Source organism: Zobellella denitrificans, from assembly GCF_002237365.1.
Taxonomy (GTDB): Bacteria; Pseudomonadota; Gammaproteobacteria; order Enterobacterales; family Aeromonadaceae; genus Oceanimonas; species Oceanimonas denitrificans.
Genome location: NZ_NMUO01000015.1, coordinates 16,185 through 38,854 on the forward strand (window position 1 = coordinate 16,185; position 22,670 = coordinate 38,854).

Genomic DNA, 22,670 nt, shown 5'->3' on the forward strand with positions numbered 1-22,670 from the left:
TTTTTAAACTATATGGTGTTCTAGTCCGCGGTCTGGCTATCCCGGCTCAGCTTGAGGTAGACCCCCAGGCCGGCCAGCATGGCCACCGCCGCCATCAGCATCCAGACCGCGTTGATCAGCTGGTTGCCGACGTCGCCGCCGTCGAGCAGCGACTTGAACATCAGCAGCAAGGCTTCGATGGATACCGCGATAATGATGGCCGCCATAAAGCGGGAGATGGTGCGCCGGGTCGAGTCGTGGTGGTGGATGTCCTTGTTCACCAGCACCTCCTCCTCGAGGATGGTCTTGCCCAGATCGAAAATCGACATGCCCAGGGTGATCAGGATGACGATGCCGAAGGCCCCGGTGGCCACATGGTTGTCTTCGTCGAACAGCGAGAACAGGGATTCCAGCGCCGAATACAGCAACAGGGCCGCCACCACGATCAGCAGGCCGCCGATCAGGCCGTAGATCCACTGGAAGTAGTGGTGGCAGCGAAAGCGCATCTCGTCGCCGTTGAGGTAGGAGATCAGCCGGCGCAGGTTGAAGTTGATCACCAGGTAGCCGCGATCCCGGCCCTGCTCGTCCACCAGGTGCTGCACCACCGAAATCGCCAGCTGGTGGGTGGCGTTGGACAGATAGGGGCTGGTGACCACCACGGCGTTGCTGCTCTGCCTGGCGGCCTGGACATAGGGCCGCTGGCTGCGGTCGCTGCCCTTGCCCAGCGAGCGTCGCTTGCGCTCGCTCATGGTGGGGCTGTAGGCGGAGTCCGTCAGTTGGATGCCGTTGCTGTCCAGGCTGTAGAGCAGCTCGATGAAGGGGTAGGACCGGCTGAGGTAATTGATGGTCTGCTGCTGGAGCGTTTCGCTCTGCAGCAGCTCCAGCCCGTTCAGGCTGGTCATGATCGACTCCATCAGGCTGTGAATAACGGACTCGTATTGCTGGTACTGCTCCAGCAGGCGGAAATGGTTGTGTGTGCTCACGGCGGAGAAATTCTCTGGGTTCTGAAATTGAGTGGCTGGGAGCACGACTGTAACGCAGCAAGATGACATTATTCGAGCACCGAACAAAAAACTGCCGAAAGTTGTGATCTCGCCAAGGGTGGGGGCGCGGTGTCGCAGAGAGCAATATGCCCGCGCGGCAGCACGGGCCGGTAATGATGGGGTTAGCGCGACAGACCGGCGGAGGCCAGCAAGGCGCCGAAGCCGGTCAGCAGCACGCCGAACACCCGATCGACCCAGTGGCGCAGCGCCATCATACCAGGGCGAAGTGCCGAGCGATTGAGCCTGACCCATGGCGCCATCAGCCGGGCGGTGCGGCTGCTGGAGGATGAATTGGGCGTGGCCCTGTTCGAACGGAGGGGGCGGCGGGTGTTCTTGACCGACGCCGGCCGCAAGCTGGCCGAGGCGGTACGGCAGGGATTCGGCGTGATTGCCGCGACCGCCCGGGAACTGCGCGAGTCGGGCAAGGGCAGGCCCCTGACCATCTCCTGCGAACCCACCTTGCTGATGCGCTGGCTTATTCCGCGCCTGCCGCAATTCCAGGCGTTGCATCCCGACGTATCGGTCCAGCTGGTGGCCGGTGGCGGCCCCGTAGGGTTCGAGGGGGGTATCGACCTGGCTATCAGGCGCAACGATTTCGACTGGCCGGCCCACTACCATGCGGTGCGGCTGTTTGACGAGCGTACCGGCCCCGTGTGCCGTGCCGATCGGATAGCGGAGTTCGTCCGGCAGGATGACGATGGCGTGGCGCATCTCCGTCCGGACGCCACCCGCCTCCATTCCCGCACCCGCCCCGATGCCTGGGCGAGCTGGTGGCGGGGAGTGGGCGAAGATAGCGACGAGGCACCCGGGCAGGTATTCGAGCATTTCTATTTCAGCCTGCAGGCGGCGACAGCGGGCATTGGCGTCGCCATCGGGCCCTGGCCGCTGGTGTGCGACGACATCGACGGCGGCATCCTGGCCGCCCCATTCGGATTTTGTGCCGACGGCAGCGGTTATTATCTGCTGGCGCCCGGCGCGTTCGAGCAGAACAGCCCCCAGGGATATTTTCAGCGCTGGCTGCATACCCTGGTATAAGAAGGCGGTCAGGTGGTGGTCGTCTGAGCTGGTGACTTTATGCACAATGCTATTGTGCATATAATGGTTAAAAAACGTTTGGTTAACCATGGCAGTTGAATTCAGGGACGCATGGCTTGAGGCCTTCTATGAGGAGGACAAGGGCCATAAAAAGATTATTGAAGCGGCGCTCTTCAGAAAGCTTCAGATCCTGGATGCGGCAGCTCAGGAAGCAGACTTGAGAAATTCCGCCCGGTAACCGACTTGAGCATTTGCAGGGGAGCCTGGCGGGCTGGTGTTCCATTCGTGTGAACAAACAGTACCGGCTGATTTTTCGCTGGCAGGATGGAGTCGCCCAGGATACGTACCTGGACCCGCATGTGTACAAGGGGTAATGGAGGTGAAGGCAATGAGAACTACAAAACGTCGTCCGGTGACAGTGGGGCAGATGCTTGCCACTGAATTTCTGGAGCCGATGAACATCGAAATCGGCGAGCTGGCTGATGCCATAGGGGTTCACCGGAACACGCTGAGCCGCATCGTGCATGATAAAGGATCCCTGACTGTGCCCATGGCGATTAAGCTGGCGGCCGCCCTGGGCAATACTCCCGAGTTTTGGCTGAATATTCAGCATGCGGTGGAGCTCTGGGATGTGCGGCACAGCGCCTACGCGCAGGAAGCGAAAAATGTTCGACGGGTGGAGCTTCATCTTTCCCGGGTTAAGGCGGTTGTCGGATAAGGGGCGTTACAGCAGCGCCATCTGTTCCGGAGTGACAAACCGGTAGCCCATGGCCGAGTAGCCTTTCTCCCGCTTGTGGAACATTCTGAGCAACATGGGCAGGCTTGTGTCGACATAGTCATAGACAGTCACTTCCCGTTTGCCTGTGGCCTCGCGGTGAAGCCGGCCGGCATATTGGGCCAAAGTGCCTTTCCAGGCGATGGGCAGAGCCAGAAACAGCGTATCCAGCCGGGGCAGATCAAACCCTTCACCAATGTACTTGCCCGTGGCCACCACCACCTGGGCATCGGGCAGCATGGCCTCCACTTTTCTGCGCTCCTTTACGCCCATGCCACCCCTGAGCACCACTGTGTTGAGGGCTGCATCGGACAGCATGCCGGCCAGCGTTTCGGCATGCTCCCGGCGTTCGGTCAGCAGCAGGCAGTTTCCACCCTGTTTGACGCTCGCTGTTACATCCCGGATGATTTCCTCATTTCGTGCCGAGTTCTCGGCCAGCCAGCGGTACACAGTGGCGATATGGGGGCGATCCCCGGGTTGGCTGAGTGCTGCAGGCGGTGCCTCCTGTCGCTTTCGCACGATCACGCGCTGGTCAAAGCCTGACTGGTGATCGGATTGAGCGCGGTAACGCACCGGACCGGCGGTCATCAGCATGATTTTCTGGTGTCCGTCCTGGCGATGTGGGGTGGCCGTCAGACCAAGCAGATATCTGGCGCTGATTTCATTGAGCAGCAACTCGTAGCGGGGTGCCGAGATATGATGACACTCGTCGATAATGATCTGGCCATACTCGCGGACGAAGCCGGCAATGGCATTATCCTTTCTGTCGATCAGGCTCTGATAGGTGGCGACATCAACCTGGCCGGAGGCCTTTTTCCTGCCGCCGCCAAACACGCCGATGGCGGCCCCTTCAAGAAAGCTTTCCAGCCGTTCTTTCCATTGATCCAGCAGTTGCCGGCTGTGGGTCAGGATCAGGGTATTGACCTTGCGGCTGGCAATCACGCCAATAGCGGTGATCGTTTTGCCAAAGGCCGTGGGCGCATGCAGTATGCCGGTGTCGTGTTGAGTGAGGGCATCGACGGCGGCTTGCTGGTTGTTCCGGAGCTGAATCCGCAGTGTAAGCCCCGTTAATGAAGTGCCCGCTACCCGTTGGTCTTCCATGTCCACCTGAATGCTCTGTTCGCGCAACAGCTCAAGCACCTCGTCCAGGCAGCCCCGGGGCACCGACAGGTAGCCCTGCTCGATACGGGCGCAGGAAATGTAGCGGGGAATGCCATGGGTGGAAAAGCGCAACGCCTGGGTTTTGAAGAACACCGGGTTGGCAAAGCTCGCCAGGCGCTTGATGCGTGCCGCCAGCGGCGCGGGAATGTCGGCCAGCTTGATATAAACATGATTGGCCAGGGTGAGGGTGACGCGCTCGGGGCAGTCGGGCACCGGCCCGGATTCCGAGTGCAGGCCTTGCTCCCAGGGTGCCGTGTCATCGTCGATAGAGGCCGGGGCGGGCGGATCACCCACCCAGTCTTGCAGTTGGGTGGGGCTGAGCCGCTTTAACTCGTGCAGAAATGTCCACTGGTCTTCATGAGGTATCAGCTCGTCATTCACGAATAGGCTGCAGCCACGAGCGCGGGCTTCGTATTGCAGGGGCAGGGCGATCAGATTGCCAAAGCCACCCTGAGGCATCATGTCCTGATTGGGAAACAGGCGATCGTAGGAGTCGAAGGACAAACCGGGGTGTAGTTCCATGGCCTTGTCGAGCAGCCTGAAGCCCAGAGCCCTGGCCGACCAGGCCGGCACCGGCGCCGAGAAAAATATCCACAAATGGGCTCCGGCCCCGGAGCGGGATATCTCCAGTGCATAAGGGAGGTTCTCCCGGCGGCAGACCTGGGCCAGGGCCTTAACATCCGCTTGCCAGTCCGCCTTGTCAAAATCCATGGCCAGCAGGTGGCAGTGATGGTCCGGCTGCAGAGGATAGAGACCGGCGACCAACTTTCCCGACAGATGGGCGAAAAGAACTTTTCCGTCCAGCGGGGTGAACTGGCGGTGAGGGCAGTCGCCGCACTTGATCCTCGGCTTCTGGCAGATACCCTGAACCCATTCGTTGCTGCAGGCCACGGCATAACCGGCGCGGCCATCGGCTTTCTCCCAGCGAACGGCATGCACATCGGCGCGTCCGCGAAACAACCCCTGAAACAGCTCAACCTTTTGCTGAGGTGTCAGCTGTGCGGCAACAGGCGCGGCCTGCAGCAGCTCCTGTCTGCGGGCAAGCAGGGCTGCTTTTTCACGCTCCAGCTCTGCCAGTCGGGTATCAATCGTCTTTATTTCATCGTCTGGTTGGATGTCTGGGTCCTTCCATTCAGGTCGCAGGTTTACATGAAGGCACTAATTTCCGCGTATTTACCGATTACCTACATCCTTGAAATCGCCGCCTGTAAAGGCACCTGTTGCAGGCGGTGTAGGGCCAGACTCAGTCTAGGCAGATCAAATAACCTGAGCTTGCGTCGAGCCCAGGTCTCACCCGCTGGCCATTTACCAAGCCCCTCAAGCAGGGCGCCGGGCTCGGGGGGGATGCGCTCTTTGGCCAGCAGCCAGTCTACGGTGGACAACAGTTCAAGCCCAAATGGGGACTCAAAGCCGTCAATTAGCCGGGTTGCCTTGTCCAGAGCAGGCAGATAATCCCTGGCGTTGGTGTTCAGATACTCTTCTATCTTGTCGCGCTTGGCATCGTTGAACCAGATGGTATCCAGTGGGTCGCAGTCGTTGATGCGTTTGTCGCTTTTCAGGTAGCTGCCATCCAGTGCACCCAGCAGGTGGCGCAAGCGGTCGGCATAGGGGCCATAGTTGTTGGCTTCAAAACGGAGGTCGAGAGGGTTTTTCAGGCCTTCGGCCTCAATGGCCCGCTCCAGAAACCAGGCCAGTTTCTGAATTTCCAGCAGGCTGCATTCCATGCCCAGCACCCAGTAGCGGCGCACCAGCTCGGCGATCAGGGCGCGGGCGGGGGTCAGTTTTTCCACGCCCTTGGGCTTGGAGACATTCTGATATTGGGCAGAGGGTTCATAGATAACAATCTCCACCCCCTCCAGATCGCCCAGTATCTGCTCGATATGAAGCTTCACTTCTGCCCACTTGAGGCCGCCATTGCCTGCACCCAGGGGAGGGATGGCAATGGAGCGCACCTGGTTCATTTCAATAAAGTGGCGCAGATCAGCCAGACCGTCGATAACCCACTGTAGCTGTGACTTGGCACGCCAGTGCTGCTTGGTGGGAAAGTTAACGATCCAGCGCGGGCCCATCAGCTCACCGGTTTCGGTAACGAACATGCGGCCGGTTTTTACCTCACCGGCCTTGCAGGCGTTGGCGTAGGCGGCCATATTGGCGGGAAAGCGCTCCTTGAACATCAGCGCGATGCCCTTGCCCATCACACCAACCGTATTTACGGTGTTCACCAGCGCCTCTACCTCGGCGTCGAGCAGGTTGCCGGTGGTGTAGCTGATCATTGCGTTCTCCTTCAAATGGCCTGTCCTCAAAAGTACCATTGAGGCCGGCAGTGAATATCCAGTTGGACACCCAGCATGGCCACCTGTTCTTGTAATTCTGCCTTAATGTCGGTGGTATAACACACCACGCCCAGGAGTGCCTGAACGGGTACCTGGCCATAAATCAGCGCTTCGGCCTGATAACGCTCGACTTTTTCAGGATCGTTCGGATCTCGATGAAAGTTGCGCTGCTGCAGCAGCGGCCAGTCGATGGCGTTCAGCCAAGTGAGTTCATTGTAGTAATTTGCTGTCATGGTGTAAGCATGACGATCGGTAAACACAAAGGGCAGCCCCAGCTTCGCGATCCGGTGCAGGCTGGACACCAGTATGACGATATCGGTGTTGGCAACATGAGCAACGCCGCCCCGCCCGGTATGAATGTTGTACAACATGGGCGAAAAGGGTGTGAAATAAAAAGGTACATAGTCGTTCAGCATGCCACCCGGTGGCAGTGGCACTGGCCGGTGTGCCCGGCGTTCGATCAGCTCCTGGTTGCCGATGGTCACCCAGCCTGACGAGCGGGCTGGGCTGTTGCCCGAATGCAGGCCGTTGGCCAGAACCCACGGCAGGTTGTGGCGGTGAGTAATCCGCCAGATCAGTGCCTTGCCGGGATTCAGGCTTGTATATGCCATTAGCAGAACATGCCTCGGTTCACGACTACCTCAAGCGGTAAACCTTGCCTTGTTACTTCATTAAGGACGGGTTGTCTGACTTGGTCCGTTGGGGCATAAATCTTAAAAAAATCAGAAGGGCTGACTGGTGAGGGGGACAAGCACTCCGCCATGCAGACACCCTTACAGTGAGGATCGTGGTAATCCCTCTCGTTCATCAGCTCCCAATCAATCTCTCTAAAGCCATCTTGATAATCGTAAAGTTTGAACTTTTGCCTGGCTAAAGGATGTTTGGGGAGGAGCTTTTGTTCCCAAATGTTTGGCATAGCTTATTGCGCCTTGCTAGCTAGATGTACGGATTGTTAGTGGACACTGTCTTACCGCTATTTCACTTCCCGATACAAAAGCTCGAGAAAATCCGTCCCAGCAGGTCGTCGGAGCTGAATTCGCCGGTGATCTGGCTGAGCTGCTCCTGGGCCAGGCGCAGTTCTTCCGCCACCAGTTCGCCGGCCATGTACACCTCGAGCTGCTCCTTGGCCATGATCAGGTGCTGGTCGGCGTGGTGCAGGGCGTCCAGGTGGCGGCGGCGGGCGCTGAAGCCGCCCTCGGTGCCGCTCTGGTAGCCCATGCAGGCCTTGAGGTGCTCCTTGAGGGCGTCGATGCCGAGGCCGGTCTTGGCGGAAATGGGGTAGACCGGGTGTTCGCCGTCGCTCACCACGGTAAGCGCCTCGCCGCTCAGATCCGCCTTGTTGCGCACCACCGTCAGCCCGATATGGGCGGGCAGGCGGTCGACGAAGTCGGGCCAGATCTCGCGCGGATGCAGGGCGCTGGTGGTGGTGCCGTCCACCATGAACAGGATGCGGTCGGCCTGTTCGATTTCGCTCCAGGCCCGCTCTATGCCGATGCGTTCCACCGCGTCGGTGGCCTCGCGCAGGCCGGCGGTGTCGATGACGTGCAGCGGCATGCCGTCGATATGGATGTATTCCCGCAGCACGTCGCGGGTGGTGCCGGCGATGTCGGTGACGATGGCCGATTCCTTGCCGGCCAGGGCGTTGAGCAGGCTGGACTTGCCGGCGTTGGGGCGGCCGGCGATCACTACCTTCATGCCTTCGCGCATGATGGCGCCCTGGCGGGCCTGGCGCTGCACCTCGGCCAGCCGGTCCATGATGCCGTACAGCTCGCCGGCGATCTTGCCGTCGGAGAGGAAGTCCACCTCCTCGTCGGGGAAGTCGATGGCCGCTTCCACGTAGATCCGCAGGTTAATGAGCGCGTCCACCAGGCCGTGGATATGGGCGGAGAACTCGCCCTGCAGCGACTGCAGCGCCGAGCGGGCGGCCTGCTCGCTGGAGGCTTCGATCAGGTCGGCGATGGCCTCGGCCTGGGCCAGGTCCAGCTTGTCGTTGAGGAAGGCGCGTTCGCTGAACTCGCCGGCCCGGGCCGGACGCAGGCCGGGCAGGGCCAGGATGCGGCGCACCAGCATGTCCAGCACCACGGGGCCGCCGTGGCCCTGCAGCTCGAGCACGTCTTCGCCGGTGAAGCTGTGGGGGCCCTTGAACAGCAGGGCGATGCCCTGGTCCAGCACCTGGCCCTGCTCGTCCTGGAACGGCAGGTAGTCGGCATGGCGCACCCTGGGCACCTTGCCGAGCACGGCCTGGGCCACGGCCTCGGCCCGGGGGCCGGAAACCCGGATGATTCCTACGCCGCCGCGTCCGGGGGCGGTGGCCTGGGCGACGATGGTTTCGTTAGACATGGTTCACTCCACAACAACAGGCGACTTATTTCTACCAGCCCGAAGAATCGTCGGGATAAGGCCTCCCACGCCAACACGCAGCAAGTACGTCCCTGTATGCTCGACGATGGCGATATAAGGGAAACCACCGTATCATTGCTTCGCGATGCTGGCGGCGGTGCTAGGCGCTTCGCGCCCCCTGCCATCGACGGTTGGCTTAGGGAAGCCTTATCCCTCTTGGCCGAGCAGCATTATTTTACTGGGCAACAAAAAAGGCGGCCTTCAGGCCGCCTAGTGTATTGGTTTAGCGTCTTCCGGGCCAGTGGCCTCAGGAGGTGGCCTTGCCGTGCAGGCCTTTCTTCTCCAGCTGGCGGAAGATGAACCACTGCTGGACTATGGTGACCACGTTGCTCACCAGCCAGTACAGGGTCAGGCCGGCGGGGAACCACAGGAAGAAGAAGGTGAAGATGATCGGCATGAACTGCATCACCTTCTGCTGCATCGGGTCGGTGACCGTGGTCGGGCTCATCTTCTGGATCACGAACATGCTGGCGCCCATCAGGATGGGCAGCACGAAGTAGGGGTCGCGCACCGACAGGTCGTCAATCCACAGGAAGAAGGGCGCGTGGCGCAGCTCCACCGACTCCATCAGCACCCAGTACAGGGCGATGAAGATCGGCATCTGTACCAGTATGGGCAGGCAGCCGCCGAGCGGGTTGACCTTTTCCTTCTTGTACAGCTCCATCATGCCCTGGGACATCTTCTGGCGGTCGTCGCCGTAGCGCTCGCGCAGGGCCACCAGCTTGGGTTGCAGCATGCGCATCTTGGCCATGGAGGTGTACTGGGCCTTGGTCAGGGGGTACATCAGGCCGCGCACCACGAAGGTGGTGAGGATGATGGCCAGGCCCCAGTTGACGGCGAAGCTCTGCAGGAGCTGCAGCAGCTTGAACAGCGGCTGGGCGATAAACCACAGCCAGCCGTAGTCCACGGTCAGGTCCAGGTTGGGGGCCACTTCGGCCATCTCGTCCTGCAGCTTGGGACCCAGCCACAGCCGGGCGGAGAGGCTCTGCTCGCTGCCGGGTGCGACGGTGACCAGCGGCGCCTTGAAGCCGATGATGGCCTGGCCCTGGTTGCTCAGGGCCACGGTGTACAGCTGGTTCTGCTGGTCCTGGGCCGGGATCCAGGCGGACACGAAGTAGTGCTGCAGCATGCTGACCCAGCCGCCTTCGGTGGTCTGGTTCAGGTTGGCTTCACGCACCTTCTTGAAGTCGTACTTGCTGTAGCGGGTGTCGCTGCTGGAGTAGGCGGGGCCGCGGTAGGCGGCGGCCATCAGCATGCCGCTGCCCTTGGCGTCGGGATCGTTCTCGCTCTGCTTGAGCTGGCCGTAGAGCTGGGTCTGTACCGGCTCGGCGCTCTGGTTGTCGATCCGGTAGCCCACTTCCACCACATGCTCATTGCGCTTGAGGGTGAAGGTTTTGGTGAACACCACGCCCTGCTCGTTGGTGAAGGTCATGGGCACGGTCAGGCTGTCCTGGCCGTCGGCCAGCTGGTAGCTGGCCTGCTCCACCTGGTAGACCGGGCGGCCTTCGGCGCGGCCGTCGGGGCCGTCGCGGCCGATCAGGCCGCTCTGGGCCACGTGCACGAAGTTGGGGCTGTTGCTCAGCAGCACGAATTTTTCATCGGAATTGAGGTCGCGGTCGTGCTCGAGCAGCTCGGCGCGGACGATGTCGCCGCCCTGGGTGTCCACGGTCAGCCGGAGCGAGTCGGAGCTGATGGTCACCAGGCGGCGGCTGGCGGCCACCGGCGCCTCACCGGTCGGGATTTCGCCACCGGCCTGATCCGCTTCGGGGATAAAGGTCTCCTCGCCGGCGCTGGTCTGGGTGCTTTGCGCCGTTTCTGGCTGGGGCGCTTTGTCCGTTTGCCACTGTTGCCAGATGAGGAAGCTCACCAGCAGCAGAGCGATAAGAAGTATATTGCGTTGAGATTCCATAAGTCAGTTTCTTCGCTTGGGTTGCGGGACCGGATCGTGGCCGCTTGGACCTAAAGGGTGGCATTTTAATAGACGTTTGACGGTTAACCAACCGCCTTTTAAAAAACCGTGGAGCCGGATGGCTTCAATGGCGTATTGGGAACAGGTGGGAGTGAAACGGCACCTGGGGCCGAGCAGGGGGCTGATAACCAGTTGGTAAAGGCGGATAAGCCCTATGCTGAGCCATTGCAGCGGCGAGAAAGGGTGCGCCATAGTCTATCCAGCAGCTCGAACAGTTCGTCATTCGGCACATCCCCTATGCCCTGCTTGGCGATCACCACTATGTCCACGGCGGGCAGCCGGTGTTGCCGCAGGCGGAAGGATTCGCGCACTACCCGTTTGACCCGGTTGCGCCAGACGGCCCGCTTGAGCGCCTTCTTGGGCACGGCGAGTCCCAGCCGGGGGTGACCGGATTCATTGGGTTTGGCAAGCAGAGTGAGATGGGGGGAGGCGGCTCTGACGGGGTTGTCGAAGACGTTTTTGAATTGTGCGGGAGTTAGCAGACGTAACTCCCGTGGAAAGGCATGCCTGGCCATTAGGCGCTCAGACGGGCACGACCTTTGGCGCGGCGGGAAGCCAGTACTTTACGGCCGTTTTTGGTGGCCATACGAGCACGGAAACCGTGGCTGCGCTTGCGCTTCAAATTTGAAGGTTGAAAAGTGCGTTTCATCGTTATTACCGTTTGTCAGTTGACTGTACAGTTTGACCGCTCTGCCGCCGATGCTCGACACCACCGCGAAACGGTCCCACAAAAGAGGCCGAATTCTAAACAGTTAAGTGCCCGGCGTCAATCGGCATAGCATTAATCTCGACACGGCCCTGCCGCATGCTGGCCCGACCGGATCGATCCCGGATCCAACAGGATCGCGGGGCCTGGATTATACAGGCCCCCACGGCCTTGGCAAGCCGAGGTGCTATTCCTCAGGCCGCCGGCAGCACCTTGCGCAGAAAGGCGCGGGTGCGGGGATCCTGGGGGTTGGTGAGCAGCGTGGCCGGCGGCCCCTGCTCCACGATACGGCCGCCGTCCATAAAGATCACCCGATCCGCCACGTCCCGGGCGAAGCCGATCTCGTGGGTCACCACCACCATGGTCTGGTGGGCCAGGGCCAGCTTCTTCATCAGCCCCAGCACCTCGTCCACCCATTCCGGATCCAGTGCCGAGGTGGGCTCGTCGAACAGCATCACCTTGGCATGGCTGGCCATGGCCCGGCCGATGCCGACCCGCTGCTGCTGGCCGCCGGAGAGGGAGGAGGGGTAGGCGTCGGCCTTGTCGGCCAGGCCGATGTCGCCGAGGATGCGCATGGCCTCGGCGCGGGCTTCGGCCCTGGGTTTCTTCCACACGGTGATCAGCCCCTCGGCGATGTTGTCACGGGCGGTCTTGTTGGCGAACAGGGCGTAGTTCTGGAACACGAAGGAGGTGCGCTTGCGCAGTGCTATTGCCTGCTTGCCGTTATGCCGGGCCAGATCGATGTGGAAGCCGTCGATCTCCAGGGTGCCGGCCTCGGGAGTTTCCAGCAGGTTGAGGCAGCGCAGCAGGGTGGATTTACCGGTGCCGGAGGGCCCCAGTATCACCACGATTTCCCCCTTGTCGATGTCCAGATCGATGCCGTTCAGCACCGTCTGGCCGTTGTACACCTTGGTCAGGTTACGCAGTTTGATCATGGTGGCCCCCTAGTACGCCGAGTTCAGGCGCCGCTCCAGCCGCCCCTGCAGATGGGTGAAGAACACCACCACCGCCCAGTAGATCAGGGCCACGGCGATAAAGGCCTCGAAGAACTTGAAGCTGCTGGAGGCTTCCTTCTGGGCCGAGGCCATGATCTCGGCCACCCCCAGGGTGAAGGCCAGGGAGGTGCTTTTGATCATGTCGATGAAGTAGTTCATCAGCGAGGGCGTGGCGATGCGCGCCGCCTGGGGCAGTATGATGCGGCCCATGGCCTGGCCGCGAGTCATGCCGATGCTCATGGCCGCTTCCATCTGGCTCTTGTGAATGCCGAGGATGGCGGCGCGGATCGACTCGGCCATGTAGGCGGCGAAGTGCAGGGTCAGGCCGATGACGGCGGCGGTAAAGGCGTTCATGCCGATGAACACCGGCATGATCTGCGGCAGCCCGTAGTACAGCAGGAACAGCTGCACCAACAGCGGGGTGCCGCGGAAGAAGGAGATGAACAGCTTGGCCAGGGCGTTGAGCCCCGGCAACTGGAAGGTTCTGATCACCGCCAGCACCACGGCGATGATCAGGGCGAACACAAAACCCAGCAGCGCCATTTCCATGGTAGTGCCCAAATATTTGAGCAAAATGGGAAACAGCGCCAGGGTGTAGTCGAGATCAAATTGCATGCTTATTTACTGGTGATGTCCGCGCCCAGCCATTTCTCGGAGATTTGCGCCAGGGTGCCGTCGGCGCGCATCTCGGCCAGGGCCTGGTTTACTTCGGCCAGCAGCGCCTGCTGCTCCGCCTTCTTCACGAAGGGGAAGGCGTTTTCCATGGTCTCGAAGGGGTGGCCGGCCAGTTGCAGCGGCAGGCCCGCTTCCTTGATCAGCTGGGCGGAGCCGACCCTGTCCATCACGAAGGCGTCGATCCGGCCCAGGGCCACGTCCTGCTCCAGATTGGTCTCGTAGGTGATGATGTCGATTTCGTTGTTGGTGTCGTGCTGGCGCATCAGCTGTTCGAAGTTGGAGCCCAGGTTGACCGCCACCTTCTTGCCCTTGAGATCCTCCAGGCCCTGGATGCTGTCGTTGCCCCGCCGCACCACTATCTGGGCGCCGTCGTAAACGTAGGGCTCGGAGAAGTCGTACTTTTCCTTGCGCTCGGCGGTCACGGTGATCTGGTTGGAGATGGTGTCGATGCGGCCGGTTTCCAGCATGCCGAACAGGCCGGAGAAATTGGTGGTCACAAACTCCACGTCCCGGCCGATGCGCTTGCCGATTTCGTTCCAGACGTCGACCTCGAAGCCCTGCAGCTTGTCCTGCTGCACGAAGGTGAAGGGGAAATAGCGGCCGGACATGCCGACCTTGACCGGCTCGGCGGCCATGGCGGGGGCGATCAGGGTGGCGGACAGGGCGATGGCGGCGCCCAGCAGTTTGGCGGATTTGAACATGGATACGTCTCCTGGTGAAAAGGGCAAGACTGCCGCGGGGCAGTCATAACCACTACAGCATAAGTGATGGGGGTCTTTTTATACCAGCAACGGCTGCCATGCCAGTTTTTTACAGCCATCCAACCGAACAATGGGTGATAACCAGGTGCGTCTGGTTATAAGCGGGGATGACCAAGCCGGGCCGCCGCTCCCGGGCTCCGGAGCCGGGCGGTTTTTTTTCAGTGATCGGGCCAGGATCCGGGTGTGGGTAGCTTGTTTATAAGGTGGAGGATCCTGTGCATGAGGTTGTGACGATCCGGCAGAAGTCAAGGATCATATTTTCCCGGTTCGGCGCGATCCGGCTAGAGATCCTCCCCCCGGCTCAGTAGAATAACTGCCCCTTGCTTGATCCCTTATGTTCCAGGAGTACTGATGAGCACTATGCTTTGGCAGCAGTGTCTTAACCGGCTACAAGATGAATTGCCTTCCGCGGAATTCAGTATGTGGATCCGGCCGCTGCAGGCGGAGCTCGCCGACAATACCCTGACCCTGTTCGCTCCCAACCGCTTCGTGCTGGACTGGGTGCGGGACAAGTACCTGATCCGGATCAACGGCCTGCTGGGCGAGTTTTGCGGCAACCAGTGCCCCCAGCTGAAGTTCGAGGTGGGCAACAAGCCGGCCCAGGTCAATCTGATGGCCAACAACAAGCCCCAGGCCCGGGTGCAGGCGGCGCCCTCCTGGATCGAGCAGGCCGAAGACAAGCCCCAGATCAACCACAAGAGCAACATGAATCCCAACTATACCTTCGACAACTTCGTCGAGGGTAAGTCGAACCAGCTGGCCCGGGCCGCCGCCCGCCAGGTGGCGGACAATCCGGGTGGGGCCTACAACCCCCTGTTCCTGTACGGCGGCACCGGCCTGGGCAAAACCCACCTGCTGCACGCGGTGGGCAACGGCATCCGTGCCCGCAAGGCGGACGCCAAGGTGATCTATATGCATTCCGAGCGCTTCGTGCAGGACATGGTCAAGGCGCTGCAGAACAACGCCATCGAGGAGTTCAAGCGCTACTACCGCAGCGTGGATGCCCTGCTGATCGACGACATCCAGTTCTTCGCCAACAAGGAGCGCTCCCAGGAGGAGTTCTTCCACACCTTCAACGCCCTGCTCGAAGGCAACCAGCAGATCATCCTGACCTCGGATCGCTACCCCAAGGAGATCGACGGGGTGGAGGACAGGCTCAAGTCCCGCTTCGGCTGGGGGCTGACGGTGGCGATAGAGCCGCCGGAGCTGGAAACCCGGGTGGCGATACTGATGCGCAAGGCGGCCGAGAACAACATGCACCTGCCGGACGAGGTGGCCTTCTTTATCGCCAAGCGGCTGAGATCCAACGTGCGCGAGCTGGAAGGGGCCCTGAACCGGGTGATCGCCAACGCCAACTTCACCGGCCGTGCCATCAACATCGACTTCGTGCGCGAGGCGCTGCGCGACCTGCTGGCGTTGCAGGAAAAGCTGGTGACCATCGACAACATCCAGAAGACGGTGGCCGAGTACTACAAGATCAAGGTGGCGGATTTGCTGTCCAAGCGCCGTTCCCGTTCCGTGGCCCGCCCGCGCCAGCTGGCCATGGCCCTGGCCAAGGAGCTGACCAACCATTCGCTGCCGGAGATCGGCGACGCCTTCGGCGGCCGGGATCATACCACTGTGCTGCACGCCTGCCGAAAAATCGGCCAGCTGCGGGAAGAGAGTCATGATATAAAGGAAGATTATTCCAATCTTATCCGTACCCTGTCTTCCTGAACCGGAGAACCCCATGCAGTTTACCATCAGCCGTGAAGCGATTTTGCGTCCCCTGCAATTGGTATCCAGTGCCCTGGGGGGCCGCCCCAACCTGCCGATCCTCAACAACATACTGCTGAACGTGAGTGAAGACTCACTGTCGATGACCGGCACCGATACCGAGGTGGAAATGGTGGCCCTGGTGCCCCTGGCGGCACCCGCCACCACCGGCCGCACCACGGTGCCGGCGCGCAAGATGCTGGACATCTGCCGGGGACTGCCCGACGGCGCCGAGCTGACCTTCACCCAGGAAGGAGAGCGCTTGTTGCTGCGCTCCGGGCGCAGCCGGTTCAACCTGTCCACCCTGCCGGCGGAAGACTTTCCCAATATCGAGGAATGGAGTTCGGAGCTGGAGTTCGACATCAACCAGCTGGCCTTGAAGAAGCTGATTGAGTCCACCCAGTTTTCCATGGCCATCCAGGATGTGCGCTACTACCTCAACGGCATGCTGTTCGAGACCGAGGGTCAGTGGCTGCGCACCGTGGCCACCGACGGCCATCGCCTGGCCACCTGCCAGCGCCAGTTGCTGGCGGAGGAACTGCCGACCCAGCAGGTGATAGTGCCGCGCAAGGGGGTGCTGGAACTGGTCAAGCTGCTGGAGCACGAGGAGCAGGACGTACGCCTGCAGATCGGCAAGAGCAATATCCGGGCGGTGACCCCCGGCTTTATCTTCACCTCCAAGCTGGTGGACGGCCGCTTCCCCGACTACCGCCGGGTGCTGCCGCGGGAATGCGACAAGACCCTGATCTGCGGCCGGGAAGAGCTGAAGCAAGCCTTCTCCCGGGCGGCCATCCTGTCCAATGAAAAATTCCGCGGCGTGCGGCTCAACATGCAGGATCAGACCCTCAAGATCACCGCCAACAACCCCGAGCAGGAAGAGGCGGAAGAGGTGCTGGACGTGGACTACCAGGGCAGCGACCTGGAAATCGGCTTCAACGTTTCCTATGTGCTGGACGTGCTGGGCACCCTCAAGTCGGACAGGGTCAAGATCAGCCTGAAGGACGCCGGCAGCAGCGGCCTTATCGAAGCGGAAGACAATGGGGATGCGCTCTACGTGGTGATGCCGATGCGGCTCTGACATGGCCCTGCTTAATCTCCAGCTCAAGGATTTTCGCAATATCCGCCATGCCCGCCTGGTGCCCGCCGCCGGCATCAACCTGCTGGTCGGCCCCAACGGCAGCGGCAAGACCAGCATACTGGAAGCCATCCATTACCTGGGCTTCGGCCGCTCCTTCCGTACCCACCTCAGCGGCCGGGTGATCCAGCAGGGGGAGCAGGCCTTTACCCTGTTTGCCCGGGTGCGATGGGACGACGACGGCCTGGCGGTGGGGCTCAGCAAGACCCGGGGTGGCGATACCCGACTCAAGGTGGGTGGCCGGGTGGCGGAGCGGCTGGCCGATCTGGCCCATATCCTGCCCATTCAGTTGATCCACCCGGAAGGGTATAATCTGCTGACTGGCGGGCCCAAGCTGCGGCGGGCCTACCTGGACTGGGGCCTGTTCTATTCCAACCCGGATTTCTTCGCCGCCTGGGGGCGCTTTCGCCGGCTGCTCAAGCAGCGCAACGCCCTGCTGCGCCAGCAGCGTCCCTACCGGGAGCTGAGTTACTGGGATCCCCAGCTGGTGGCGGTGGGCGAGGAACTGAGCCGTTTCCGGCAGCACTACGCCGATGCCATCTCTCCGGTGATCAAGGAGATAGCGGCAGATTTTCTGCCCGAATACGATTTTTCCTTCGATTTCTTCCGGGGCTGGGATCGACAGGCCGAACTGGCCAGGGTGCTGGAGCAGGGCTATGAGCGCGATCTGGGGCTGGGTTATACCCAGTCCGGGCCCCACAAGGCCGAGATCCGCATCAAGGCCAGGGGCATGCCGGTGCAGGATTTATTGTCGCGCGGCCAGCTGAAGCTGCTGGTGTGCGCCATGCGCCTGGCCCAGGGACTGCACCTGAAAACGGCGTCCGGCCAGGACTGTATTTTTTTGATAGACGACTTTGCGTCCGAGCTGGATGAGCAAAAGCGGGGCCTGTTGGCCGCCCGGTTGAACGAACTGGGTGCCCAGGTCTTTATTTCCGCCATCGAGGCGGCCCAGCTCGGTCAGATGATCACACGGGACAACAGTAAGCTGTTTCACGTGAAACAGGGTGAAATCACCGAAACCCAGGAGTGCGAGTAAGCCAATGAGTGAACACACTTACGACTCTTCGAGTATTAAGGTATTGAAAGGTCTGGACGCGGTCCGGAAACGGCCGGGCATGTACATCGGCGACACCGACGACGGTACCGGCCTGCACCATATGGTGTTCGAGGTGGTGGACAACTCCATTGACGAAGCCCTGGCGGGCCACTGCAAGGACATCGTCGTTATCATCCACGCGGATGGCTCTGTTTCCGTGTCCGACGACGGTCGGGGCATTCCGGTCGATATTCACCAGGAAGAGGGACGCTCGGCGGCGGAGGTGATCCTCACCGTGCTGCATGCCGGCGGCAAGTTCGACGACAACTCCTACAAGGTGTCCGGCGGCCTGCACGGGGTGGGGGTCTCGGTGGTGAACGCCCTGTCCGAGAAGCTGCAGCTCACCATCTGGCGCAACGGCAAGGTGCATGAGCAGACCTATCGCCATGGCGAGCCCCAGGCGCCCCTGGCGGAAGTGGGCGAGACCACCAAGTCCGGTACCCTGATCCGGTTCTGGCCCAGCCACGAAACCTTTACCGACACCGACTTCCATTACGACATCCTGGCCAAGCGGCTGCGGGAGCTGTCCTTCCTCAACTCGGGCGTGTCCATCCGCCTGCTGGACGAGCGCGACAACAAGGAAGCCCACTTCCAGTACGAGGGCGGCATCCAGGCCTTCGTGGAATACCTGAACCGCAACAAGACCCCCATCCATCCCAAGGCCTTCCACTTCGCCAACGAGCGGGAGGACGGCATCGCGGTGGAGGTATCGATGCAGTGGAACGACTCCTATCAGGAGAACATCTTCTGCTTTACCAACAACATTCCCCAGCGGGACGGCGGTACCCACCTGGCCGGCTTCCGGGCCGCCCTGACCCGTACCCTGAATACCTTTATGGATAAGGAAGGCTACAGCAAGAAGGCCAAAACGTCCGCCTCCGGCGACGACGCCCGGGAAGGCCTGACCGCGGTGATTTCGGTCAAGGTGCCGGATCCCAAGTTCTCTTCCCAGACCAAGGACAAGCTGGTGTCGTCCGAGGTGAAGACGGCGGTGGAGCAGGCGATGGCCGAGCGGCTGAACGAATTCCTGCTGGAAAACCCCAGCGACGCCAAGATAGTGGTCAACAAGATCATCGACGCGGCCCGGGCCCGGGAAGCGGCGCGCAAGGCACGGGAGATGACCCGGCGCAAGGGCGCCCTGGATCTGGCCGGCCTGCCCGGCAAGCTGGCCGACTGCCAGGAGAAGGATCCGGCCCTGTCCGAACTCTACATCGTGGAGGGTGACTCGGCGGGCGGCTCCGCCAAGCAGGGGCGTAACCGCAAGTACCAGGCGATACTGCCGCTCAAGGGCAAGATCCTGAACGTGGAGAAGGCGCGCTTCGACAAGATGCTCTCTTCCCAGGAGGTGGCCACCCTGATCACCGCCCTGGGCTGCGGCATCGGCCGGGACGAGTACAACCCGGACAAGATGCGCTACCACCACATCATCATCATGACCGACGCCGACGTGGACGGTGCCCACATCCGCACCCTGCTGCTCACCTTCTTCTACCGGCAGATGCCGGAGATCATCGAGCGCGGCTACGTCTATATCGCCCAGCCGCCCCTGTACAAGGTGAAGAAGGGCAAGCAGGAGCAGTACCTGAAGGACGAGCCGGCCATGCTGCAGTTCCAGACCAGCCTGGCCCTGGACGGCGCCTCCCTGCACGTCAACGAGTCGGCCCCGGCCATCGCCGGCGAGGCGCTGGAGAAGCTGGTCAACGACTACCGCAAGGTGCAGGAGCTGATCGTGCGGCTGTCGCGCCGGGCGCCGGAAGTGGTGCTCAACGAGCTGATCTACCAGCCGGAGCTGACCCTGGAGGCGCTGGCCGACGAGGCCCGGGTACAGGCCTGGGTGGCGGCCATCAACCAGTCCCTGGAAAACAGCAACACCAACGGTACCCAGTATGTGCTGGATTACCGCTACTCCGAGGAGCGCCACTGCTACCTGCCGCTGGTGAAGGTGCGCCAGCACGGCATGGAGCGGGAGTTCCCCATCAGCTACGACTTCTTCGCCTCCGGCGAATACCGCAGCATCGTCGCCCTGGGCAAGGGCATCGCCAACCTGATCGAGGAGGGCGGCTTCGTCAAGCGGGGCGAGAAGACCAGACCGGTGGCCAGCTTCGCCGAGGCCCTGGAGTGGCTGATGAGCGAGAGCAAGCGCGGCCTCTATGTACAGCGCTACAAGGGGCTGGGCGAGATGAACCCGGAGCAGCTGTGGGAAACCACCATGGATCCGGAAACCCGCCGCATGCTGCGGGTGACCATAGAGGACGCCGTGGCCGCCGACCAGCTGTTCTCCACCCTGATGGGTGACCACGTGGAGCCGCGCCGCGACTTTATCGAGACCAACGCCCTCAAGGTGGCCAACCTGGATATTTGATCCGGGCCGGCAGGCAAACAGAAGGAAAAGGGAGCCAAAGGCTCCCTTTTTTATTTACCTTGGAGCGGGTTTGACCAGCGACGGGACAGGAATGACCGCCCAGGGCGGTGTCACCCGCATAGCTGACAGCGGTTATCGCGAACCGGACAGGGGGAGTTTCAGACTAGACTGATAAGTGATGCGTCGAGTATGGGAAGGGGGTGAGATGGGTAACAGCAGCCGAAAATACTCCAGCCGGGTGGTGGACGGGCCTACCCGGGCGCCGGCCCGGGCCATGTTGCGGGCCACCGGTTTCACCGACGGCGACTTTCACAAGCCCCAGGTGGGCATCGCCTCCACCTGGAGCAACCTCACTCCCTGCAACATGCATATCAACGGCCTGGCGGAGGAAGCGGCGCGGGGCGCCGACGGCGCTGGCGGCAAGAGTGTCATCTTCAATACCATCACCATCTCCGACGGCATTGCCAACGGCACCGAGGGCATGAAGTATTCCCTGGTGTCCCGGGAAATCATTGCCGATTCCATCGAGGCGGTGGCCGGTTGCGAGGGCTTTGACGGCCTGGTGGCCATCGGCGGCTGCGACAAGAACATGCCCGGCTGCCTGATCGGCCTGGCCCGGCTCAACCGGCCGGCGGTGTTCGTTTACGGCGGCACCATAACCCCCGGAGACAACCATACCGACATTATCTCGGTGTTCGAGGCGGTGGGTTCACATGCCAAGGGCGACATGACGGCCATAGAAGTGAAGCGCATCGAAGAGACCGCCATTCCCGGCCCGGGCTCTTGCGGCGGTATGTACACAGCCAACACCATGGCCTCGGCCATCGAGGTGATGGGCATGAGCCTGCCGGGCAGCTCGGCCCAGAATGCCACTTCGGACACCAAGCTGAGGGACTGTCGGCAGGCGGGCGAGGCGGTGCTGCGACTGCTGAAACACAACATTCGGCCGTCCGACATCATGACCCGGCCCGCCTTTGAAAACGCCATTATCCTGGTGATCGCCCTGGGCGGCTCCACCAATGCCGTGCTGCACCTGCTGGCCATGGCCCATGCGGTGGGCGTGGAGCTGAGCCTGGACGACTTCACCCGCCTCGGCAAACGGGTGCCGGTGCTGGCGGATTTGCGCCCCAGCGGCCATTACATGATGTCGGAGCTGGTGGCTATCGGCGGCATACTGCCGCTGATGAAAACCCTGCTCGACGCCGGCCTGCTGCACGGGGACTGCCTCACCGTGACGGGCAAAACCCTGGCCGAGAACTTGGCCGGCGTTAATCCCTATCCACCGGGGCAGAACATCATTCGCCCCCTTGCCAATCCCATCAAGCCCGACAGCCATTTGCGCATACTGTATGGCAACCTGGCGCCGGGCGGCGCCGTGGCCAAGATCACCGGTAAGGAAGGGCTGAGCTTTACCGGCCCGGCCCGGGTGTTTGACTCGGAAGAGGAAACCCTGGCGCGTATTCTCGACGGCTCCGTGCAAAAAGGCGACGTGGTAGTGATCCGCTACGAAGGGCCAAAAGGGGGCCCCGGCATGCGGGAAATGCTGAGTCCGACCTCGGCCATCATGGGGCGCGGTCTGGGCAAGGGTGTTGCGCTGATCACCGATGGTCGCTTCTCCGGCGGCAGCCACGGCTTTGTGGTGGGGCACATCACACCCGAGGCGCGTCAGGGCGGTCCCCTGGCGATAGTGGAAGACGGCGACGTCATCACCATCGACGCCGAGCATAACCGGCTGGAGCTGGATCTGACCGACAGCGTGATCACCGAGCGCCTGGCCCGCTGGCAGCCGCCCGAGCCCCGTTATCGCCGGGGCGTGCTGGCCAAGTATGCCCGGGCCGTGGGCCCGGCATCCCAGGGGGCGGTAACCGACGCCCAGGAGGACGGCAACTGAGCGAGCAAAAAATTATCGATTGCGTGCTTGAAAGCGTAAAAAACCATCCCTATATCTTTTAATGAACAAGGCGGGTCGCTCGGTTGAGGGCCCGCACCGCCCGTCCGAATGGAGGGCAAGCCATCATCGCTCATTGGAGGATATGATTATGTCACGCTTCGATTTTTCACCCCTGTACCGCTCCGCCATCGGCTTCGATCGCCTGGCATCCCTGATGGAAAACGCCGCCAGCGGCACCGGCAACAACGGCTACCCGCCGTACAACATCGAACTGCTCAGCGAGAACCAGTACCGCATCTCCATGGCCGTGGCCGGTTTTGGCCGCAACGAGCTGGAAATCACCAGCCATGAAAACACCCTGATGGTGAAAGGCCACAAGGAGCAGGAGCAGAATCCTAGGAATTATCTCTATCAGGGCATTGCCGAGCGCGGCTTCGAGCGCCGCTTTCAGCTGGCCGACCACATCCGGGTGGTGGGTGCCGATCTGGAAAACGGCCTGCTGCACATCGATCTGGTGCGAGAAGTGCCGGAGGCCGCCAAGCCGAGGACCATCGCCATCGGCCAGGCCGAGTAAAACCAACTCTGCACATCAACCTATT

23 protein-coding genes are annotated in these 22,670 nt (G+C 61.5%); 10 read left to right on the forward strand and 13 right to left on the reverse strand.

The window, feature by feature from the left end:
* Positions 1-20 precede the first annotated feature (20 nt).
* Complete coding sequence (locus tag CGX12_RS05305) at positions 21-962, reverse strand: PDC sensor domain-containing protein (protein WP_094038852.1); 942 nt, start codon at positions 960-962, stop codon at positions 21-23.
* A gap of 273 nt (positions 963-1,235) precedes the next feature.
* Here CGX12_RS05305 and CGX12_RS05310 point away from each other — a divergent pair, with 273 nt between their 5' ends.
* The 4 genes from CGX12_RS05310 (at position 1,236) to CGX12_RS05320 (ending at position 2,775) form a co-directional block, all read left to right on the forward strand.
* Positions 1,236-2,057, forward strand: a complete 822-nt coding sequence (locus tag CGX12_RS05310; protein ID WP_254918219.1) for a LysR family transcriptional regulator — start codon at positions 1,236-1,238, stop codon at positions 2,055-2,057.
* A gap of 88 nt (positions 2,058-2,145) precedes the next feature.
* Positions 2,146-2,295: a type II toxin-antitoxin system RelE/ParE family toxin gene (locus CGX12_RS20075; RefSeq protein ID WP_217898123.1), complete on the forward strand. Its 150-nt coding sequence runs from the start codon at positions 2,146-2,148 to the stop codon at positions 2,293-2,295.
* Between the two features lie 13 nt (positions 2,296-2,308).
* Positions 2,309-2,431, forward strand: coding sequence for a type II toxin-antitoxin system RelE/ParE family toxin (locus tag CGX12_RS20380; RefSeq protein WP_254918218.1), 123 nt, complete (start codon positions 2,309-2,311; stop codon positions 2,429-2,431).
* Positions 2,432-2,445: 14 nt separating this feature from the next.
* Positions 2,446-2,775, forward strand: a complete 330-nt coding sequence (locus tag CGX12_RS05320; RefSeq protein WP_094038885.1) for a HigA family addiction module antitoxin — start codon at positions 2,446-2,448, stop codon at positions 2,773-2,775.
* Positions 2,776-2,781: 6 nt separating this feature from the next.
* Here CGX12_RS05320 and CGX12_RS05325 read toward each other — a convergent pair whose 3' ends face one another.
* The 12 genes from CGX12_RS05325 to CGX12_RS05380 form a co-directional block, all read right to left on the reverse strand.
* Positions 2,782-5,136 (reverse strand): TOTE conflict system archaeo-eukaryotic primase domain-containing protein, encoded by a 2,355-nt coding sequence (locus tag CGX12_RS05325; protein WP_438273031.1) that lies wholly within the window; start codon positions 5,134-5,136, stop codon positions 2,782-2,784.
* 41 nt (positions 5,137-5,177) lie between these two features.
* A complete protein-coding gene (gene darG / locus CGX12_RS05330) occupies positions 5,178-6,266 on the reverse strand; it encodes a type II toxin-antitoxin system antitoxin DNA ADP-ribosyl glycohydrolase DarG (protein ID WP_094038855.1) in 1,089 nt (362 codons plus the stop codon).
* Between the two features lie 26 nt (positions 6,267-6,292).
* The gene (darT, locus tag CGX12_RS05335) at positions 6,293-6,937 is read right to left on the reverse strand and encodes a type II toxin-antitoxin system toxin DNA ADP-ribosyl transferase DarT (RefSeq protein ID WP_094038856.1); all 645 of its coding nucleotides are present in this window, start codon (positions 6,935-6,937) and stop codon (positions 6,293-6,295) included.
* Positions 6,937-7,242: a DarT ssDNA thymidine ADP-ribosyltransferase family protein gene (locus CGX12_RS20385; protein ID WP_094038857.1), complete on the reverse strand. Its 306-nt coding sequence runs from the start codon at positions 7,240-7,242 to the stop codon at positions 6,937-6,939. The genes darT and CGX12_RS20385 overlap by 1 nt, the downstream gene beginning before the upstream one ends.
* 62 nt (positions 7,243-7,304) lie before the next feature.
* Positions 7,305-8,666, reverse strand: coding sequence for a tRNA uridine-5-carboxymethylaminomethyl(34) synthesis GTPase MnmE (gene mnmE, locus CGX12_RS05345; protein WP_094038858.1), 1,362 nt, complete (start codon positions 8,664-8,666; stop codon positions 7,305-7,307).
* 307 nt (positions 8,667-8,973) lie between these two features.
* Complete coding sequence (gene yidC / locus CGX12_RS05350) at positions 8,974-10,635, reverse strand: membrane protein insertase YidC (protein WP_094038859.1); 1,662 nt, start codon at positions 10,633-10,635, stop codon at positions 8,974-8,976.
* Between the two features lie 3 nt (positions 10,636-10,638).
* Positions 10,639-10,887, reverse strand: coding sequence for a membrane protein insertion efficiency factor YidD (gene yidD / locus CGX12_RS05355; protein WP_176442004.1), 249 nt, complete (start codon positions 10,885-10,887; stop codon positions 10,639-10,641).
* Entirely contained in the window at positions 10,848-11,210 is a 363-nt protein-coding gene (gene rnpA / locus CGX12_RS05360) for a ribonuclease P protein component (RefSeq protein WP_094038860.1), read from the reverse strand. Before rnpA ends, yidD begins: the two co-directional genes overlap by 40 nt.
* Entirely contained in the window at positions 11,210-11,344 is a 135-nt protein-coding gene (rpmH, locus tag CGX12_RS05365; protein WP_082633349.1) for a 50S ribosomal protein L34, read from the reverse strand. The genes rnpA and rpmH overlap by 1 nt, the downstream gene beginning before the upstream one ends.
* A gap of 251 nt (positions 11,345-11,595) precedes the next feature.
* Positions 11,596-12,336: an amino acid ABC transporter ATP-binding protein gene (locus tag CGX12_RS05370; RefSeq protein ID WP_094038861.1), complete on the reverse strand. Its 741-nt coding sequence runs from the start codon at positions 12,334-12,336 to the stop codon at positions 11,596-11,598.
* 9 nt (positions 12,337-12,345) lie between these two features.
* Positions 12,346-13,011, reverse strand: a complete 666-nt coding sequence (locus CGX12_RS05375; RefSeq protein WP_094038862.1) for an amino acid ABC transporter permease — start codon at positions 13,009-13,011, stop codon at positions 12,346-12,348.
* A gap of 2 nt (positions 13,012-13,013) precedes the next feature.
* The gene (locus CGX12_RS05380; protein WP_094038863.1) at positions 13,014-13,772 is read right to left on the reverse strand and encodes an amino acid ABC transporter substrate-binding protein; all 759 of its coding nucleotides are present in this window, start codon (positions 13,770-13,772) and stop codon (positions 13,014-13,016) included.
* 411 nt (positions 13,773-14,183) lie between these two features.
* On the opposite strand from CGX12_RS05380, the gene dnaA reads away from it, so the two are divergent.
* The 6 genes from dnaA (at position 14,184) to CGX12_RS05410 (ending at position 22,645) form a co-directional block, all read left to right on the forward strand.
* Positions 14,184-15,548 carry a chromosomal replication initiator protein DnaA gene (gene dnaA, locus CGX12_RS05385; protein WP_094038864.1) on the forward strand — a complete coding sequence of 455 codons (1,365 nt, stop codon included), beginning with the start codon at positions 14,184-14,186 and terminating at the stop codon, positions 15,546-15,548.
* 13 nt (positions 15,549-15,561) lie between these two features.
* Complete coding sequence (dnaN, locus tag CGX12_RS05390) at positions 15,562-16,665, forward strand: DNA polymerase III subunit beta (protein WP_094038865.1); 1,104 nt, start codon at positions 15,562-15,564, stop codon at positions 16,663-16,665.
* Between the two features lies 1 nt (position 16,666).
* Complete coding sequence (gene recF / locus CGX12_RS05395) at positions 16,667-17,758, forward strand: DNA replication/repair protein RecF (protein ID WP_094038866.1); 1,092 nt, start codon at positions 16,667-16,669, stop codon at positions 17,756-17,758.
* A gap of 4 nt (positions 17,759-17,762) precedes the next feature.
* Positions 17,763-20,180, forward strand: coding sequence for a DNA topoisomerase (ATP-hydrolyzing) subunit B (gene gyrB / locus CGX12_RS05400; RefSeq protein WP_094038867.1), 2,418 nt, complete (start codon positions 17,763-17,765; stop codon positions 20,178-20,180).
* 205 nt (positions 20,181-20,385) lie between these two features.
* Entirely contained in the window at positions 20,386-22,071 is a 1,686-nt protein-coding gene (gene ilvD, locus CGX12_RS05405; protein ID WP_094038868.1) for a dihydroxy-acid dehydratase, read from the forward strand.
* Between the two features lie 148 nt (positions 22,072-22,219).
* Positions 22,220-22,645 carry an Hsp20 family protein gene (locus CGX12_RS05410; RefSeq protein ID WP_094038887.1) on the forward strand — a complete coding sequence of 142 codons (426 nt, stop codon included), beginning with the start codon at positions 22,220-22,222 and terminating at the stop codon, positions 22,643-22,645.
* Positions 22,646-22,670 lie beyond the last annotated feature (25 nt).

Coding starts and splice junctions, on each gene's coding strand:
- dnaA (WP_094038864.1), top strand. CDS start 14,184: ATGAGCACTATGCTTTGGCAGCAGTGTCTTAACCGGCTACAAGATGAA.
- ilvD (WP_094038868.1), top strand. CDS start 20,386: ATGGGTAACAGCAGCCGAAAATACTCCAGCCGGGTGGTGGACGGGCCT.
- rnpA (WP_094038860.1), bottom strand. CDS start 11,210: ATGGCCAGGCATGCCTTTCCACGGGAGTTACGTCTGCTAACTCCCGCA.
- darT (WP_094038856.1), bottom strand. CDS start 6,937: ATGGCATATACAAGCCTGAATCCCGGCAAGGCACTGATCTGGCGGATT.
- darG (WP_094038855.1), bottom strand. CDS start 6,266: ATGATCAGCTACACCACCGGCAACCTGCTCGACGCCGAGGTAGAGGCG.
- CGX12_RS20385 (WP_094038857.1), bottom strand. CDS start 7,242: ATGCCAAACATTTGGGAACAAAAGCTCCTCCCCAAACATCCTTTAGCC.
- CGX12_RS05410 (WP_094038887.1), top strand. CDS start 22,220: ATGTCACGCTTCGATTTTTCACCCCTGTACCGCTCCGCCATCGGCTTC.
- recF (WP_094038866.1), top strand. CDS start 16,667: ATGGCCCTGCTTAATCTCCAGCTCAAGGATTTTCGCAATATCCGCCAT.
- CGX12_RS20075 (WP_217898123.1), top strand. CDS start 2,146: ATGGCAGTTGAATTCAGGGACGCATGGCTTGAGGCCTTCTATGAGGAG.
- mnmE (WP_094038858.1), bottom strand. CDS start 8,666: ATGTCTAACGAAACCATCGTCGCCCAGGCCACCGCCCCCGGACGCGGC.
- yidD (WP_176442004.1), bottom strand. CDS start 10,887: ATGGCGCACCCTTTCTCGCCGCTGCAATGGCTCAGCATAGGGCTTATC.
- yidC (WP_094038859.1), bottom strand. CDS start 10,635: ATGGAATCTCAACGCAATATACTTCTTATCGCTCTGCTGCTGGTGAGC.
- gyrB (WP_094038867.1), top strand. CDS start 17,763: ATGAGTGAACACACTTACGACTCTTCGAGTATTAAGGTATTGAAAGGT.
- rpmH (WP_082633349.1), bottom strand. CDS start 11,344: ATGAAACGCACTTTTCAACCTTCAAATTTGAAGCGCAAGCGCAGCCAC.
- CGX12_RS05320 (WP_094038885.1), top strand. CDS start 2,446: ATGAGAACTACAAAACGTCGTCCGGTGACAGTGGGGCAGATGCTTGCC.
- dnaN (WP_094038865.1), top strand. CDS start 15,562: ATGCAGTTTACCATCAGCCGTGAAGCGATTTTGCGTCCCCTGCAATTG.
- CGX12_RS05370 (WP_094038861.1), bottom strand. CDS start 12,336: ATGATCAAACTGCGTAACCTGACCAAGGTGTACAACGGCCAGACGGTG.
- CGX12_RS05375 (WP_094038862.1), bottom strand. CDS start 13,011: ATGCAATTTGATCTCGACTACACCCTGGCGCTGTTTCCCATTTTGCTC.
- CGX12_RS05380 (WP_094038863.1), bottom strand. CDS start 13,772: ATGTTCAAATCCGCCAAACTGCTGGGCGCCGCCATCGCCCTGTCCGCC.